At 71.6% G+C, this 16,160-nt stretch carries 12 protein-coding genes; 5 read left to right on the top strand and 7 right to left on the bottom strand.

All coding sequences use genetic code 11. From position 1 onward, the window contains the following. Positions 1-2 precede the first annotated feature (2 nt). Both AB0J91_RS19675 and AB0J91_RS19680 read right to left on the bottom strand, forming a co-directional pair. Positions 3-1,451, bottom strand: coding sequence for a condensation domain-containing protein (locus AB0J91_RS19675; RefSeq protein WP_363870737.1), 1,449 nt, complete (start codon positions 1,449-1,451; stop codon positions 3-5). After that, positions 1,448-2,809 (bottom strand): condensation domain-containing protein, encoded by a 1,362-nt coding sequence (locus AB0J91_RS19680; protein WP_363870740.1) that lies wholly within the window; start codon positions 2,807-2,809, stop codon positions 1,448-1,450. The genes AB0J91_RS19675 and AB0J91_RS19680 overlap by 4 nt, the downstream gene beginning before the upstream one ends. A gap of 445 nt (positions 2,810-3,254) precedes the next feature. Between AB0J91_RS19680 and AB0J91_RS19685 the strand changes: the two genes are divergently transcribed. Together AB0J91_RS19685 and AB0J91_RS19690 are read left to right on the top strand one after the other, a co-directional pair. Next, positions 3,255-4,298 (top strand): hypothetical protein, encoded by a 1,044-nt coding sequence (locus tag AB0J91_RS19685; protein WP_363870743.1) that lies wholly within the window; start codon positions 3,255-3,257, stop codon positions 4,296-4,298. Further along, positions 4,292-5,593 (top strand): hypothetical protein, encoded by a 1,302-nt coding sequence (locus AB0J91_RS19690; protein ID WP_363870746.1) that lies wholly within the window; start codon positions 4,292-4,294, stop codon positions 5,591-5,593. The genes AB0J91_RS19685 and AB0J91_RS19690 overlap by 7 nt, the downstream gene beginning before the upstream one ends. 7 nt (positions 5,594-5,600) lie before the next feature. Here AB0J91_RS19690 and AB0J91_RS19695 read toward each other — a convergent pair whose 3' ends face one another. From AB0J91_RS19695 to AB0J91_RS19710, 4 genes are all read right to left on the bottom strand, one after another. Continuing rightward, entirely contained in the window at positions 5,601-7,169 is a 1,569-nt protein-coding gene (locus AB0J91_RS19695) for a substrate-binding domain-containing protein (protein WP_363870749.1), read from the bottom strand. 98 nt (positions 7,170-7,267) lie between these two features. Continuing rightward, entirely contained in the window at positions 7,268-9,367 is a 2,100-nt protein-coding gene (locus AB0J91_RS19700) for a BTAD domain-containing putative transcriptional regulator (protein ID WP_363870752.1), read from the bottom strand. Between the two features lie 144 nt (positions 9,368-9,511). Beyond that, positions 9,512-9,928: a YkvA family protein gene (locus AB0J91_RS19705; protein WP_363870755.1), complete on the bottom strand. Its 417-nt coding sequence runs from the start codon at positions 9,926-9,928 to the stop codon at positions 9,512-9,514. 60 nt (positions 9,929-9,988) lie between these two features. Continuing rightward, positions 9,989-10,522 (bottom strand): Chromate resistance protein ChrB, encoded by a 534-nt coding sequence (locus tag AB0J91_RS19710; protein ID WP_363870758.1) that lies wholly within the window; start codon positions 10,520-10,522, stop codon positions 9,989-9,991. 167 nt (positions 10,523-10,689) lie between these two features. On the opposite strand from AB0J91_RS19710, the gene AB0J91_RS19715 reads away from it, so the two are divergent. The 3 genes from AB0J91_RS19715 (at position 10,690) to AB0J91_RS19725 (ending at position 13,081) form a co-directional block, all read left to right on the top strand. Then, positions 10,690-11,745, top strand: a complete 1,056-nt coding sequence (locus tag AB0J91_RS19715; protein ID WP_363870761.1) for a sodium:proton exchanger — start codon at positions 10,690-10,692, stop codon at positions 11,743-11,745. Between the two features lie 131 nt (positions 11,746-11,876). Further along, positions 11,877-12,389, top strand: a complete 513-nt coding sequence (locus AB0J91_RS19720; RefSeq protein WP_363870764.1) for a hypothetical protein — start codon at positions 11,877-11,879, stop codon at positions 12,387-12,389. A gap of 122 nt (positions 12,390-12,511) precedes the next feature. Next, a complete protein-coding gene (locus AB0J91_RS19725) occupies positions 12,512-13,081 on the top strand; it encodes a hypothetical protein (RefSeq protein WP_363870767.1) in 570 nt (189 codons plus the stop codon). 64 nt (positions 13,082-13,145) lie between these two features. Here AB0J91_RS19725 and AB0J91_RS19730 read toward each other — a convergent pair whose 3' ends face one another. After that, positions 13,146-16,136 (bottom strand): glycine--tRNA ligase, encoded by a 2,991-nt coding sequence (locus AB0J91_RS19730; protein ID WP_363870770.1) that lies wholly within the window; start codon positions 16,134-16,136, stop codon positions 13,146-13,148. Positions 16,137-16,160: the final 24 nt, after the last annotated feature.

Here is a 16,160-nt window from a genome sequence, read left to right on the forward strand (position 1 = left end):
CGCTAGGGCCCGTCGAGGAGCAACGTCGCACCCGTGGACGACTCCTGACCCGCCGCGTCCTGGAAGACCTCCCGCAGGTGGCGGTGGTAGGTGTCGACGGACTCGTGCGCCTGCTCGGTGTCGGGGACCTGGGCCAGCAGGTAGAGCCGGTCGGCGTCGCGGTTGATCCACATCGAGGCGTTGGAGGTCCGGCCGGTGCCCGTGAAGTGCACGCCGCGCTCATCGGCCGGACGACCCGCACCGGGGAACCAGCGCAGGTCCAAGTAGGACAGCAGCTGAGGGCTGCCGAGGTCGGCGGGCGTGCAGGTTCCGCTGCGCAGCAGGGTGTCGACGACCAGGTGGATCGGCGCCCGCGAGAGCTCCTTGGCCTGGCGCAGCGCGTCCTGCGCCCGGTTGGCGAGCTCGCCGAAACCGGCGTCGGTCACCTCGAACTCGACCGGGGCGAACGTGCAGAACCAGCCCTGCGACCGCGAGTGCGGCCCGCGGTCGCGCGTGCTGAGCACCGTCATCCCGAAGTAGCGGTCCCGCCCGGCGAGCATCCGCTCGGTGGCGGCCACGGCCGCGAACACCCCGCCGCTGATCCGCGCTCCCGCGGCCTTGCAGGCCCGGTCGAAGGCGGCGAGCTCGTCGCCTTCGAGGTAGGTGAGGGTGCGGATGCGGACCGGCGCCTTCCCGCCCTCGGCGAGGCCCAGCGGCAGCGGGAAGCGCGGCAGCCGGTTGCCGTTGTCGGAGACCATCCGGACCCACTCGCGGATCTCGGGCGATTCCGGGCTGAATCGCGTTGCGGCCTTGCGCTCCTCCTCGACGTGGTCGCGGAAGTCACCGCGCTCCTCCGGTTTCGGCAGCGCCCCGGCGACGACCTCGGGACCGCCGGGTTCGGCGAGTTCAGCGGCGTAGAGGTCGGCGAGCTCGGAGCCCAGCAGGATCTGCGAGGCGCCGTCGGTGAAGGCGTGGTCGCAGCCCCAGAACAGCCCGAACCCGCCGGGCCGTTCGACGACGCCGAACGCGAAACCCGGCCAGGAGTCGGGCGTGCACTCCTCGTCGAAGCGGGCCGTCAGGTGCTCCTGCAACGCCGCGTCCCACTCACCGCTCGGGGCAGGGACCTCCTCGACCTGGAAGTCGACGGCCTCGGCGGGCACCAGGTGACGGACCGGGTCAGGGCCGGAGAGGTCGAAGAACGTGCGGAAACCGCCGTGCGCCCGCACCAGCCGCCGCAGCGCGCGGGTCATCGCCTCGCGGTCCAGGTCGCCGTCCACGTCGGTGGCCACACCGGTCCAGGCGCGGTTGCGGCCGCGTTCCTTGAAAGCTCCGAGATGATCGGCCTGCAGGTCCGACGGCGGGCCCGGGTCGACCGGCGCGTTGCTCGCCGCTTCGCGGGCGGCCGGGGTCGGCGTCCAGCGCAGGAGCCGGCCGGGCGCGGTGCGCCAGTCGGCCATGTCGGCGAGCCTCACGCGCCCACCTCCAGCACCCCGGGTGCGCCCAGGACCTCGGTGAACTTCTTCTCGAAGCCGGTGATCAGGCCCTCGACCGCGAGCAGCGCGCGCTCCGAGCGGCCGCAGCGCGCCGAGACGCTGATGCCCTCCTCCGAGTGCACCAGCCACAGGTAGACCTCGTCGCGGCTCGGCTCCGGGCTGCGCAGCGCGCGGGCGTTCCAGTCCGGCCAGCGCTCGGCGCCCGGCACCTTGCGAACGTCCACGTAGGACATGACGAACCGCGGTTCGGACTCCAGACGCAGGACTTCGGTGACGCGGGCGAAGGAGGTCTTCACGCAGCCGCGACCGCCGGAGACCCCGGCGCGGGTGCGCGCCACGGCCTCGCCGAAGTCGCCGACACCGCGCAGGTCGATGTCCACCGGGCACAGCCCGACGTACCAGCCGACGGCGCCGACGTGCCTGCGGTCGTGCCGGGTGTGCATCGGCAGCACGAACCGCAGCCGATCGGATCCGGTCCGCTCGCGCATCGCCAGGGCGATCGCGGCGAACACGCCGGATTGCGTCCCGGTGCCCAGGTTCGCGCACAACCGCTCCATCCGGGCGGCGTCACCGGGGCGGACCGCCCATCGCGACAGCGAGTGCTGCGACTCCTCCGGCGAGGCCGGGACCAGCGGTGATGCGCCTTCCATGGCGGGGAACTCGCCGTCGTGGAGGAACTCCTCCCAGTGCCGCACCACCGGGTGCTCGGCGTCGACGACCTCGGACAGCGAGCGGGCCGCGGCGCTGTGGTCGACGTGGCTGCCGACGTCCAGGGCGGCCATCTCGTCGTCGGGGTCGCCTGCCAGCGCGCGCTCGTAGAGCTCGACGATCTCGCCGAACCAGAGCAGCTGCGAGTAGGCGTCCATGACGCTGTGGTCGGCGCCGAAGGCCAGCACGAAGCCGTCGTCCTGGGCGATGGTGGCGAACAGGCAGTGGGGCCAGCGATCCGGTGTCACACCGGCGAAGTGCTCCGAGAGCAGGTCGTGGGCGCCACCGCGGGTCAGCTCACCGCGATGCTGCGGGGCGACGTCGACGGCGCCCTCTTCGACCAGGTGGCGCTTCCAGGAGTCCCCGGCCGGGCTGACCGTGGTGCGCAGGGCCTCGTGCCGGGCGATCCAGGCGCGCAGCGCGCGGCGGAGGGCGTCGCGGTCGTAGCGCAGCGGGATCCGCAGCACCGAGCCGATCCAGGAGCCGGCCGCCGCCGAGGCCAGGTGCGCTTCGTGGTCGTGGGTGAGCCGCCGGTCGTCGTCCGACCACGAATCGGGTGCGCACACCGGCGACCACGTGGTGACCGCGCCGTCCGGCAACGGGTAGTCGGATAATTCGGTGTATTCCACTTCGCGATCTCCCGGGGTATTCGTGGTGCGGAAACGCAATCCCCGTTGACCGCAGAGCCCGCAGAGTATCGTTCGCCCACACGCCTAATCGAGTGTGTCGATGGTCACCGCATTGTCCGCTTCATGCTCCGGTGACCATTGGCCACAATCGGTACCACTCCGAAGCGCGATGTTTCAAGCTGGTAAAACGCGTCCCGGTGGCTCTTATTCAACAGCAGGAGGCGTCATTTCCCGCGCAGCAAGACTCGAATTCGCCGACGCCCTGTTCGTGCGGCGGCATCGCGGGCTCGGAACGCCTGCGATAAACCAGTTCGGCTGGCGATTCGACACTCCGCCCGATATGGCGCGCGTGCAAAATTTCAATGACGAAATAGCGGTGGGCGCGCTCTCCCGAAAAGCGGACCGCGCTTGGTTTCCCATTGCGCGGGACAGGTGGTCCCGTTCGGTGAGCTCCAGGCCGTTGCACGTCGAACCGGAGCCGGTCGACGACGTGCTCGGCTGGCTGGACGGGCGCGTGTCCGCGGACTTCGACCCCGCGACCGGGTGCGGCTGGCAGGTCTCGTTCGCCCGCACCACCGACGGCGGAGCGGTGCTGTCGCTGGTCGCGGCGCACGCGATCGCCGACGGCGCGGCCCTGCTCGACGCGGTGGTCCGCGCCGATGGCGGGACTCCGGCACCGGTGCCCGCCCGAGGCGGCGCCCTGTCCACCGCGGTCGACGACGTCGCGGACGGTCTCCAGCAGCTGAAGGCAGCCGTGAGCTGGGCGATCAACCGCCCGCGCAGCAAGCGGACCCCCTCGCCCGCCAAAGCCGCGCCGGAGGCGCCGGCGGGCTGGCGGATCCCGCACGTGGTCGTCGAGTGCGACAGCGCCGAGATCGCGAAATCCGCTGCCGAACGCGGTGGTTCGGTCAACTCGCTGTTCGTCGCCGCGCTGGCGCGGATCGCCGCCACCGCCGGGTGCGCCGACGGCGTCGTGCCCGCCGCCCTGCCGGTCAGCGGGCGGGAAACCGTTGACGTGCGGGCGAATTCGACCCGCATCGCCATCGCGGGACTGGAACGCTCCGTGCTGGACGAGCAGGACCTGGCCGAGGTGAAGGCGGAGTGCAAGCGCGCCTACCAGCGGCTCGCCGCGAACTCCTCCGCCTCGCAACCGCTGGCCCTGGTGCAGATGCTCCCCGACGCGGTGGTGCGGCGGCTGCCCCCGCCACCTGCGGCGACGGTGCTGGCGTCCAGCCTCGGGCGGGTTCCCGACGAGCTGTGCGGCGTGCCGGTGCGCAGCGTGTCCGCCACCGCCCACTACCCCGGCGCCGAGCCCGCCGAGGTCGCCACCATCGGCGACGGCGTCACCGGCTGGCTCAGCGACAGCGGCAGCCGCACCACGATCTCGGTGTGCGGCCTGGCGCCGGGCCGGATCAACGGCGTCGACGAGCTGCGCGAACTGGTGACCTCGGAGTTGGCGTCGTGGGGCCTGGCGGTGCGGCCGTGGTGAACCGGCTGACCTTCGACGACGACCTGTTCCTGCGCTCCGAGCGGGTGCTCGGCATCCCGGTGACCAACCAGAGCGTGTGGCGCTTCGACCGCGAGATTCCCGCCGCCGAGCTCGACGAACTCGCCCACCGGCTGGGCACCGGGCGCCTCGGCAGGCTCGTCGCGCGCAGCGCCGTTCCGGGCGCGCGGGCGCGCTGGGTGCCGTCGGCGACGATCCCGCCGGTGGCGGTGCACCCGTTCGCGATCTCGCCGGATGAGGTGCTGAGCTGGGCCGACGACGAAGCCGCGCAGCCGCTGGACCCGGTGCGCGGCCCCGGCTGGCGACTGGCCTACGCGCCCACCGGTGCGGGCGGATCGGTGCTGTCGCTGGTCATCTCGCACGTCGTCGGGGACGGCGGCGTGCACGTGAGCTCGGTGGTCGAAGCGGTGCGCGGCATCAGCGCCGGGCGTCCACCGTGGGCTCCGGCGAGGTCGTGGGACGACGTGCGCGATGCGGGCGGCCAGCTGCTCCGCGCCGCCCGGGGCGTCCTCGGCGCGCTGCGCGCCCCTAAGGGTTCCGCGCTGCCGCCGGGCACGCAGGTCTCGAAGACCCGGCCCCCGGAAGGCGTCGACGCGCCGCAGCGCCCGCCGTTCGCGGTGTTCGACTGCGACGCCGACTCCTGGGACGCGGCGGCCACCTCCCGGGGCGGCTCGGCGAACTCGCTGTTCATCGCGGTGCTCACCGAAATCCTGCTGGCCTCGGGCCGAGTCGTCGCGGACGCGCCGGTGAAGGTCTCGCTGCCGGTCAGCGACCGCGGCGAGGACGACGACCGCTCCAACGCCACCACCGGGGTGTCGATCGCGGTCACACCCGACGGCGGCCGGGTCACCGACCTCGCCGCCATCCGCGCCGCGAGCAAGCGGGCGTTCACCACCGCCACCGATCCGACGCCGGCCAGGCTGCTGGAACCGCTGGTGCAACTACTGCCGGACGCGCTGGTGGCCGCGACCGCCGAGAACTCCCCGGTTCCGCTCTGCCTGTGCTCCAACCTCGGCGAACTCCCGCAGGAATTCGCCGCCCCGACGGGCGTTCCGGCCACCTCGATCATGATGCGCTCGGTCACCGGCGGCACCAGCCCGGCGCTCCTGCGGGCCCGGGGCGGCGGTGTCACGGCCTGGCTCACCCGAACCGGGCGGACGCTCACCCTGGCGGTCCTGGCCCTCGATCCCGACCACTTCCCGGACACCGACGCCCTGCGCGCCCACACCGCGAACACCCTCGCCGGCTGGTCGGTCCCGGCCGAAGCCTGGAGCTAGAAGCGCCTCACCGCGGTTCCCCCGCACCGGAGGGTTCGCAGCCGACGGCGTCGCGGAGTTCGGCGCAGGGGCGGTGGCCGGAGTGCCGGAGGATGTCGACGCCCTCCTGGTAGGTGAGGAAGCGCAGGAACTTCGCGGGCAGGGACTCCGGGGCCGGTTCGCCGTAGGTGTAGGCGTACTCGGTCTGCCAGTACGGGTAGGCGCCCGCCTCCGCGGCGTCGAAGTCCGCGGCCTGCCCGTCGATGCGGACCTTGATGACACCGGGGTTGCTGTTCGCCGCGAAGGACTCGCTGTAGCCGATGGCACCAGGGGTGTTCGCGACCGTCTCCAGCATCGCGGGGGTGCTGGTGCGGCGGCACCGCAGCACCTGCCCGGTGGCGTCACCGCGCACCTGCTCGCAGTCGGTCGAGTTCTCGCCTGGTTGCGCGGAGGATCCGAAGAACCGCTCCTCCAACGTCATCCGGGTGCCCGACTCGGATTCGCGGTCGACCACGACCACCGGCAGGTTCCGGCCGCCGATCTCCGACCAGTTCTTCACCTCGCCGCGCAGCACGCGGCGGAGTTCCTCCTGAGTCAGGTTGTGCACCTCGGTTCCGGGGTTGGCGATGATGCTGAACAGCATGAACGCCTTCGGACGGGGAACCAGGGCCGGTGAGTCGGCGGCCGCGCTCCCGTCGGAGAAGACCACCGTGTTCGCCCGGCGCTTCGGATCGGTCTCGCCTTCCAGCCGCTGCAGGCCGTCGACGCTGCCGCGCATTCCGCTGGTGTCGATGCGCGCGTCGGAGCAGTAGTCCTGGTAGCTCCGGGCCGCCTGCTCCACCACGGGTTTGAAGGCGGTGGAACCGGTGACCTCCAGCGTTCCCCTGGCGCATTCCAGCGGGGCGCCCGTCCTCATCGTCTGGCCGAAGATGAACGGCTCGGTCAGTCCGACCATGAGCAGGAAGCAGATCAGCGCGACGACCCAGCGCGGAGTTCCGGTCTGGCCGCGGGTTTTGGAGATCCGGCCGTCTCCGGCCTTGGTGATGGTGCCGACGACCTCGGGCTCGGGCAACGTGCCCTCCTGCTTGCCCGCTCGTTCCAGCACCACCAGGACCTTGTAGTGGTCGTCGGGGTTGAGCTTGACCTTCGGCAGCTTGACGATCCCGACCTTGTGGCCGTCCTCCTCCTCTTCGTCGCTGCTGTCCGGCCACTTGTCCTTGTGGAAGAAGGTCTCCAGGTTGTCATCGCTGAGCTCGGTGACCAGCACTCCGGCGACCGTGCGCCCCGGGAACCTGACGGACAGGCCGAGGTTGTCGCTGTCGGGCGTGGCGTAGTCCCCGGTGTTGATGGGCGCGCTGCCGATGTTCTCGATGCGGATCAGCACGAAGGACGGGTGCTTCAGGCGCTCGCCGGACCTGCGCTCCAACCGCTGCCACGCCCGCGCGTGCTCGGTGTTGAGCCCGGAGGGCGTGGTGTCCATCTGTATCCGGTAGCCGAGCCGCTTGCGCCCGACGATCGCGAACTCCCACACGAACGCGATCACCGGGATCAGCACACCGAGAACTGCGAGGATCTCCTGCCACGGGAACCCAGTCACGACCGCCTCCGCGAAACGAATTGGGTCGTAACGGTATTCACCCCCAGTCCTCGACCGACCGCGTTCGGCCACCAATTCCCGCGCTGTTCACCACCCGTTCAGCAGTCCTCGGCCGGTGCTCCCGCTGCCAGGACGCGGAGGCGTTCGGCGTCGTCGGAGTAGCGGGCTTCGCCCGACAGGTAGCCGTGGAGCATCCGGAACAGGAGCTCGACCAGGTCGTTCATCCCCGCCTTGGCCGCGCTCTCCGCCGCGCACATGAGGTTGGGCCGTTCGGTGTCCAGCCAGGTCAACGCCGACTCCTGGTTCGACAGGGTCGGCATCGCCACCGGTCGCGGCAGGCCGCCCGCGTCCGGGTCCCGGGTCGGCTGCAGGATGCGCAGCGCCTGGTCGGCCGTGTGCAGGTAGAAACCGAGCAGCCGGGCCACGATCGCCGGTCGGTCCTGCTCCAGCTCGGCGAGTTCGGCCGCGTAGTCGCCGAGCAGCGCGTGCATCTCGTAGCGGCCGTAGCTGACCTCGGTGAGCAGGTGCGCGCGGACCAGCACGTCCAGCAGGCGCCGCGTGGTCTGCACGTCGTCGGCGCCCAGCAGGGCGGTGAGCGCGAAGACGCCGACGCGGTGGCCGGCGTGCCTGCAGGTGAAGCCGTAGAGCCGGAACAGGCGGGCCGCGTCGTCGGGCAGGTTCCGGTAGGACCAGGAGAACACCGCGCGCACCGAGGTGTGCTCATCACCGGTGTCCAGCGCGTCCAGTCCGCGCTGCTCGTCGGTGAGGTCTTCCAGCAGCTCACCCACGTCGCGGCTGGTGCTCTGGTGGATGCGTTCGGCGGCGACCCGCAGCGCCAGCGGCAGCCGGGCGCACCGCTCGATCAGCGGCTGGGCGGTCTCGGCGCTCATGACCTGCTCGCCGAGCCGGTCGGTGAGCAGCGCGTGCGCCTCGTCGGCCTCCATGCGGTCGAGCACGAGCCGGTACGCGCCGTCGCGGGCGCTGAGCCCGGACAGCGAATCGCGGCTGGTGACGACCACGAAGCTCGTGGGGGTTCCGGGCAGCAGCGGGCGGATCTGGCCGGGTGCGGCGGCGTTGTCCAGCACGATGAGCATCCGCCGCTGGTCGACCACGGTGCGGAAGCGGGCGGCGCGCTCGGTGGCGTCGGCGGGGATCGCATCGCCGGGAATGCCCAGGGCGCGCAGGAATCCGGCCAGCACCTCGGTGGTGGTCAGCGGCTGGTCCGGGCCGTAGCCCCGCAGGTCGACGTAGAGCTGCCCGTCCGGGAAGCGGTCCCGCGCGGCGTGCGCCCAGTGCGTCACCAGCGCGGACTTGCCGACCCCCGCGGTGCCCGCGACCACGGCGATGGGCACCTCGGGCTTCTCGCTGAGTCGGTCGAGTTCGGCCAGCGCGGCGTCGCGGCCGACGAAACCCGGTACGTCGTGCGGGAGTTGCGCGGGGCGCGTCACCGGGCGCGCGGTGGGCGGCTCGAACTCGATGTGCTCGCCGGCGAGGATGCGCTGTTCGAGCTCCCGCAGCGCGTGGCCCGGTTCCAGCCCCAGCTCGTCGACGACGATGCGGCGCGCGCGCCGGTAGACCGCCAGCGCGTCGGCCTGCCTGCCCGAGCGGTACAGCGCCGTCATCAGCAGCGCGTGCAGGCGTTCCCGCAGCGGGTTCTCGCGCACCAGCTCGGTGAGCTCGGCGATGATGAAAGCGTGCCTGCCGCAGTCGAGTTCGGCCGCGTGCAGCTGTTCCAGCGCGACCAGGCGACGTTCGTCGATGCGCTGCGCCTCGCCGGCCAGCTCGGTCAGGTCGAGGTCCTGGTACGGGGTTCCGCGCCACAAGCGCAGGGCTTGGCGCAGCATGTCGGCCCGGCGCTGCGGGTCGAAGTTGCGTTCGGCGAGGTCCAGCAGCGTTTCGAAGCGCTCCACGTCGAGCTCGTCGGGTTCGACGTGCATCCAGTAGCCGCCCGCGTCGGAGACCAGGCGTTCCGGTTCGCCGAGGGTCTTGCGCAGCCGGTGGACCAGCAGGTGCAGCTTGCTGCCGCCGCGCCGCTCCGGCTCGCCGCCCCACAGCGCGGCCGAGAGCCACTCGGCCGAGATCGGCGTGTTGGCGTGGGCGAGGAGCAGGGCGAGCAGACGTTGCCGCAACAGCCCTGGAACCGGTACCTCCGCGGTGCCGTGCCGCACTCGAACCGGCCCCAGCACGTCGAACCGCACCGGATTTCACCCCCGAAGAACAAGACCGAATGGATGGACCGAGTTTCCTCGGGTCCGGGGTTTCCGCGCAAGAAATTCGGGCGGCATTTCCGCACAATCGACCCGATAATCTCGATGGGTAATTCCAAAAGCGTGAAATCCGCGCTAGTCGAGGGTGCGCTGCGGCAGACCCGCCAGCCGCGACAACGCCGCGAACCCCTCGTCCGAACCCGGCCAGTGCCGGTGCACGGCGTCGGGACCCGCCAGGCGCACCACGGACCGCAGCACCGCCACCACGACGATCGCGTCGTCGGCGTAGCCCAGCACCGGGACGAAGTCGGGCACCAGGTCGAACGGCAGCGCGAGGTAGGCGAGCAGGGCGCCGAGCCGCACCCGCACACCGCGCGGCATCTCGGGGTCGGCGGCCAGCCTGCGCAGCAGGCGCAGGGTGTCCGGCAGCAGCTTCAGCGCCTCGGACAGCACGCCCTTGCGCGGGCACATCACCAGCAGGACCACCACGAGCGCCAGCCAGGCCAGCAGCACACCCGCGGCGAGGCTCAGCAGGATAGTCACCAGTGTCATGCCGGGAGTGTAACGGTGGTTAGACGCCGCAGGTAGGGATTGGTGAGTGACACCATCCTGTCAGGTGCTCGCCTCAGCCGCGTACACGCGTTCGGCGAAGGCGTCCAGGGCCCGAGAGCAGCCGTCCACGGCCGCGACGGCCTCCACCGCACGCGGGGCGCCGAGCGTGTCCCGGACGCGGATCTTGTCCAGCCAGCGGCGGAGCTTGGCGAGGTCCTCCTCGTTCTCCTCCAGCTCCGCGTAGGTGAACTTGCCCGCCTTGGTCTCCTTGGCGATCTCGGCCTGGAAGTCCTCGCACCGCGACAGGACCTCCGCGTACTCGGCGTCCCGGGCACCGTTGAACGCGGCGACGACCTCGTCCTGCCCCGCCAGGGCCTCCGCCCGCAGCAGCTGCCCGGTGCCGCCCATGTTCTCGATCTCGGCCCGCAGCTTGCGCAGGGCCCGCTCGGCCTCGCCCGATTCCGGCAGCACGGCCACCGAGTTCGCGAGGTACACCGCCCCGGCGGCCTTCAGCCGGCGCCACACCGTCGCCCGCAGCCTCGTCGGCTCCCCCGGAACCCGGTACACCAGCATCAACCACGCCCCAGCCGTCACACCCACAGTCTCCCGCATCGCCGCAACAGCCCACCGCCGGTTGCGCTCGACCACCCGTTCGTTGCGAATGGGATTCCGCCCGTCGAGCAACGGGTTGCCACCGGACCTCGGCGACGCGATGGTGGTTTGACCAGCGAGCACCATCGGCACGATGTTGCGAGGCGCCAATGGAATCGATACTGATCTTCGCCGCCGGCGCGGCACTGCTGATCTACAGCGCCGAGAAGCTCGTCGGATATCTCGTCGGAATGGCCGCCGGGCTCCGCATCTCCCTGTTCCTGCTCGCCATCATCTTCACCGGTATCGAATTCGACGACATCTTCCTCGGCGTGGCGCTCAACGTGGAGGAGCTCGACGGTGTCGCGCTGGGGATCGTGTTCGGCACAGCGCTCTCCCTGCCCGGGGTCGTGCTCGCCCTGGCCGCGATCCTCACGCCGACGAAGGTGAACATCCCGCGCGACTACCTGGCGCTGTTCGCCGTCGCACCGCTGGTCCTGATCGGTTTCGTGGCGTTCGCGCCGATGAACGTGGCCATTGGCCTGGTGCTGCTGGCGCTGTTCGTGGCGTTCCTCGGCTACGTCGTGGTGCGCGAATCCCGAGGTTCGCGACCGGTGTTCCGCGACGCCGAGCTGTACGAGGCGTTCGCGACGACCCGCGAGGGCCGCGGGACCGCGGTCGCCGAGCTGCCCCCGGACGTGCCGAAGGAGCCCGGCTTCGCCGACCGGATGCCCTTCGCCGAAGCGCGCAGGCTGCCCGGCTGGGCCGGTGCCGCGCTCGCGATCCTCGCGCTGGTCGGGCTCATCGCGGGCGCGTGGGTCACCGGCATGGGCACCGAGGGGATCCTGGAGGAGTTCGGCCTCGAAGGGACCCTGTTCGGGGCCACCATCGCCACGCTCGTGCTGACCGTCGAGGACATCTTCCTCACCGTCGAACCCACCCGGCGCGGAGCTCCGGAGATCGGCGTCGGCAACGTCATCGGCAGCGTCGTGTTCTCGGTGACCGGCAAGCTCGGGATCATCCTGCTCGCAGGGGGTCTCGTGGTGGATTCGAGCGTGCTCGGCTGGCACCTGCCCGCGCTGGTGGTGCTCACGGCGCTGGCCGCGTACTTCCTGTCCACCGGGCACCTGCGCCGCTGGCACGGCTTCGTGCTGCTCGCCGGTTACGTCGTGTACTGGGCCGTCAGCTACGGGGTCCTCGGCACCGTCCCCATCGAACTCGACTGACGCGGAACCCGGCCTCCACCAAGCGAAAACGATCGGTCCTCGAACTGAATCGCGGGGTGCCCCTCGGCAACCTCCGAGGTGCGCGGGACGTCTGCCGGGTGTTGGACGTACCGACTCACTGGGGAGTGAACATGCGACGAGCACTGGGGATCGCGGGGGCGTTGGCCGCGGCGCTGACCGCTGGGGGCACCGGACTCGCGAGCGCCGCGGACGAACCCGTCCCAATCGGCCCGGACTGCTACAAGACGCTGTGCCTGGGCCAGTCCGAGCAGGACGCGCTGGCCACCGGCCTGGTCGTCGACGAGACGCCCGGAGAACCGGCGCAGGGCTGCAACGTCCTCGACCTCCGGCCCGAGGAGGGCCAGGGACACCCGGGCAACGGCGTGTTCGTCCACCCCACCCGCGGCGTGGTGGAGATCCAGGGAACGGACAGAATGCGGACGCCCGAGGGCGCCGGGTTCGGCCAGACCCTCGACCAGGTCCGGGCGATCTACCCGGACCTGCACGACGTGCCGCCGACGGACTTCACCTACGGCGCGGACGTTCCGGGGCGCCCGGGAACCCGCTACGTCTTCGCGTTCAAGGACGACGGGTACCTCGCCGACTTCGGCCTGGAGGACGTGGCGGGCATGGACGCCTGCTGACCCTGATGTTCGCGAGGTCGTCGCAGGTCAGAGGCATCAGGGTCGAATCTCGGGGTTGGGTCTCACCGGCGGCGTCGCTAGCGTTCGAGCAACGTCCGAACGCCCCTGGGGAGACCCGCCCGATGACCCGACCGTCAGATGAAGAACAGGCCCGCGAGCTCGCCGCCACGACCGGCCGCAGCTACGACGACGCCCTGCGCCTGGTCCACATCTCGCGCAAGACCAGGCTCACCGTCGCCGAGGCGGCGTTCGCGCTCGGCCACCCGCTCGCGGTGCTCGCCGACGGCCCCGGAGAACCCGCGGTCGTCGGCACCTCCGGGCTCGGTCCGCAGCTCCGGGACGTGCGCCTGGCCTACGGCACCGGCCGCTTCCCGGACTTCGTGGTGATCACCAGCATCCCGATGGCCGGCGAGGGGGTCGAGGACAACCTGCTGCCCGAGGTGCTGAGCAACTTCCTGCGGTTCCGGGACAAGACGCACGAGGAGCTCAAGCGCACCAGCCCCAGGGAGAGCTGGGACCGGGCCCAGGCCGCCGTTCCCGAGGCCGTGGAGATCGCCTTCGCCGGGGTCACCACCGCGGGCACCCGGATCAGCGTCGACGGCCTCAGCGCACTGCGCGTCCCCTACCTGCACGGGCAGGTCGTGGTGGGCACCAGCGGCGCCGACCTCCCCGCCCTCGCCCTGACGGACTGAGCAGCACCCGCACGCCGACGGGGTCCGGTTCCTCGAAGGATCCGGACCCCGTCGAAGGTGCGCGTCAGAGGGCTCGCCAGTCGAGGACCGCGTCCGCGAGGCCCGTGATGGTGGCCAGCAGGCCGAGGCGGGCCTTGCGGAGCTCGGCGTCCTCGGCCATGACCATGACCTCGTCGAAGAACGTGTTGATCGGGGCCACCAGCGGCCCGGCGATCGTGGTGAACTCGGCGAGGGTCGTGGTGTCCGACAAGCGGTCGGCGACCTCGGCGACGGCGGCGTGCAGGTCGCGCTCGGCCTGATCGGTGAGGCGGTCCGCGTCGTAGGCGGGCTCGGTGCCCTCCGGGACGATGCGGCGGGCCCGCTGGATCACCGCGACCAGCGCGGCGAAGTCCTCGTCGTTGATCCGCTTCTCCAGCTCGGCCAGCGTCGTGTCGGCCACCGCCGGGGCGTCGGCGAGCGGGAGGACCGCCTGCACGAGCCGGTGCTCGTGGTCGGCGTCGAGCAGCTGCTGCTCGTAGCGGCGGACGATGAACTCGTGCGCCTCGGCCAGGGCCTCGTCGCTGAGCGCGGAACCCTGCGAGGCGACCTCGGCGCTGGCGGCCTCCAGACCCGCCCGCAGCGTGATGGCGCTGGCAGCGGGGGTGGCGCGCAGGATCGTCACCACACCACCGGCGGCGCGGCGGAGGCCGAACGGGTCGGAGCTGCCGGTCGGGTTGGCACCGATCGCGAACAGGCTCGCGAGCAGGTCGAACCGGTCGGCCAGCGCCAGCACCGCGCCCGGGTTGCTCTCCGGGAGCTTGTCACCGGCTCCGCGCGGCTGCTCCATCTCGGCCAGAGCCGTTGCCACGGCGGGGGTTTCGCCCGCGCGCAGCGCGTACTCGCGGGCCATGGTGCCCGCCAGGCCGGAGAGCTCGACGACCATCTGAGAGGCGAGGTCGAACTTCGCCAGCGCACCGGCGCGCTCGACGGTCTCCTGGTCCGCCCCGGACAGCCCGGTCGTGGCGCCGAGGGCGACACCGACCCGGGCGATGCGGTCGGCGCGGTCGGCCATCGACCCCAGGCGCTCCTCGAAGGTCAGCTTGTGCAGGCCCTCGCGCAGCTCCTCGGGCTTGCGCTTGAGGTCGGCGCGCCAGAAGAACGCGGCGTCCTCGTAGCGGGCGCGCAGCACCGACTCGTTGCCCTCGCGGACGAGGTCGACGTCGCAGTCGCCGTTGGCGACGGCCACGAAGTGCGGCAGCAGGCCGCTCTCGCCGCGCACCGGCAGGTAGCGCTGGTGCTTGCGCATCACGGTGGTGAGGATCTGCTCGGGCAGTTCCAGGTAGCGCTCGGCGAAGCCGCCCAGGATCGGGTTGGGCCGCTCGACGAGGTTGGTGACCTCGTCGACCAGCCCGGCCTCACCGGCGAAGTCGACCGTGCCGCCGACGCTCGCCGCGAGCTCGGTGGCGGCGCCGACGATCGTGCGACGACGCTCGGCGGCGTCGGCGACGATGCCGTGCCCGGCCAGGAACTCCAGGTAGCCGTCGGCGGAGGTCACCTGCACCTCGGGCTCGGCGGCGGTGCGGTGCACGCGGGTCGTGGTGCCGCTGACCAGCGAGGACACCGCCACCGGCAGCGGGGTGTCGCCGAGCAGCGCGAGCAGCCAGCGGACCGGGCGGCTGAAGGACAGCTTCGGGTCGCGCCAGCGCATGTTCTTGTCGGCGCGCAGCTCGCCCACCAGCTGGGCGAGCAGGTCGGCCAGCACGACCGGGGCGGTGCGGCCCTGCTCGGTGCGCACCACGGCGACGTGCTCGACGCCGTCGGCCTCGACCCGGCTGAGCTCCTCGGGAGAGACGCCGTGCTTGCCCGCGAAGCCCTGGGCGGCCTTGGTGGGCGTGCCGTCCTCGCCGAAGGCGGCGGAGGCCTTCGGGCCGCGCACGGTGCGCTCGGCGTCCGGCTCGGCCGGAGCGACGTCGGCGACCTGCACGATGATCCGGCGCGGCGTCGCGTAGGCGCTGATCTCGCCGTGCGCCAGGCGGGTTCCGGCGAGCTTGGACTCCAGCGAGTCCCGCACCGAACCGGCCATCGTGGACACGTCCGCGTGCGGGAGCTCTTCCAGGCCGATCTCGAACAGCAGCGTCGCCGGTTCGCTCACCGTCGGCAGCTCACCGGCCGTCGCGGCGGGCGCCGCCTCGACCACGCCGAGCGGGTGGCCGAGCTCCTCGCGGCGCTCGGCCCACAGCTGGGCGACGCGGCGGGTGAGGCTGCGCATCTGCCCGAACGCCTTGGCGCGCTCGGTGGTGCTGATGGCACCGCGCGCGTCGAGCACGTTGAACATGTGGCTGCACTTGAGCACGTGCACGTACGCCGGAGAGGGGAGCCGCAGGTCCAGCAGCCGGTCCGCCTCGGCGGCGCTGGTGTCGAACATGCGGTGGGTGGCCTCGATGTCGGCGTCGTCGAGGTAGTAGCGGCTCATCTCGTACTCGGACTGGCCGAAGATCTCGCCGTAGGAGACGCCGTCGGAGTAGCGGATGTCCTTGAAGTGGTCGACGCCCTGCAGCGCCATGATGATGCGCTCGATGCCGTAGGTGATCTCCACCGACACCGGGTCGAGCACCAGGCCACCGGCCTGCTGGAAGTAGGTGAACTGCGAGATCTCCAGCCCGTCGAGCCAGACCTCCCAGCCCAGACCCCAGGCGCCCAGCGCCGGGGAGGCCCAGTTGTCCTCCACGAAGCGGATGTCGTGCGCCTCGGTGTCCACGCCGAGCGCTTCCAGGCTGCCCAGGTAGAGCTCCTGCGGGTTGCCCGGGTCGGGCTTGAGGATCACCTGGAACTGGGTGTGGGTCTGCAGGCGGTTCGGGTTCTCGCCGTAGCGGGCGTCGTCGGGGCGAACGCTGGGCTCGACGTACCCGACGTGCCAGGGCTCCGGACCGAGCACCCGCAGCATCGTGGCGGGGTTGGCGGTACCGGCTCCGACCTCGGTGTTGAACGGCTGCATGATCATGCAACCTCGTTCGGTCCAGTAGCGTTGCAGCGCCAGCAGCGCGTCCTGCATCGTCGGGGTGCTGCTCTCGGTCACCGGTTCCGAACCCTTCATCGCCCG

It is taken from the genome of Saccharopolyspora sp. NPDC049357 (genome assembly GCF_040677225.1).
In the GTDB taxonomy this organism is placed as follows: Bacteria; Actinomycetota; Actinomycetes; order Mycobacteriales; family Pseudonocardiaceae; genus Saccharopolyspora.